We start from the raw sequence: 579 nt of genomic DNA, 5'->3' as shown, positions 1-579 counted from the left end.
GGAGATTGAGCCATGTTTACAGGCATTATTGAAAGTTTAGGTAAAGTAGAAAGCCTGCAAAGTGTAGGTGGCGATGTACGTTTACGTATTCAAACCGATTTGGATATGTCTGACGTACATTTGGGTGACTCAATTGCAACTAACGGGATCTGTCTCACAGTGATTGAGTGGGGTGATAACTGGTATGCGGCTGATGTGTCCCGTGAAAGTTTAAACCGCACGACTTTGGGTAACTGGAAAGTTGGTCAACGTGTCAATGTGGAAAAAGCCATGTTACCGACTACCCGCTTTGGTGGACACATTGTAAGTGGTCACGTTGATGGTGTAGGTGAAATTACCCTAGTACGTGAAGATGCTCGCTCAATTTATTTTGAAGTGACTGCGCCTGTAGAACTTGCTAAATATTTGGCAGATAAAGGTTCAGTAACTGTAGATGGTATTAGCTTAACGATTAATCATTTACGCGGTAATATTTTAAGTTTAAATCTAATCCCACACACAGCAGAGCGTACTAATATTGGAACGTGGCAAGTGGGTAGCAAGGTCAACCTTGAAGTTGATGTTTTAGCACGTTATATC

General features: G+C 41.8%; 1 protein-coding gene. It reads left to right on the top strand.

All coding sequences use genetic code 11. The features are described 5' to 3' along the window. Positions 1-12 precede the first annotated feature (12 nt). Positions 13-579, top strand: a 567-nt coding sequence (locus ABD296_RS50020; protein ID WP_344285721.1) for a riboflavin synthase, incomplete at its 3' end; no start/stop codon positions are given.

This window comes from Actinomadura napierensis (genome assembly GCF_039529375.1).
GTDB classification, from domain to species: Bacteria; Actinomycetota; Actinomycetes; order Streptosporangiales; family Streptosporangiaceae; genus Spirillospora; species Spirillospora napierensis.
Note: the sequence above shows the minus strand (reverse complement) of the source record. Positions and strands in the feature narration are given on the sequence as shown.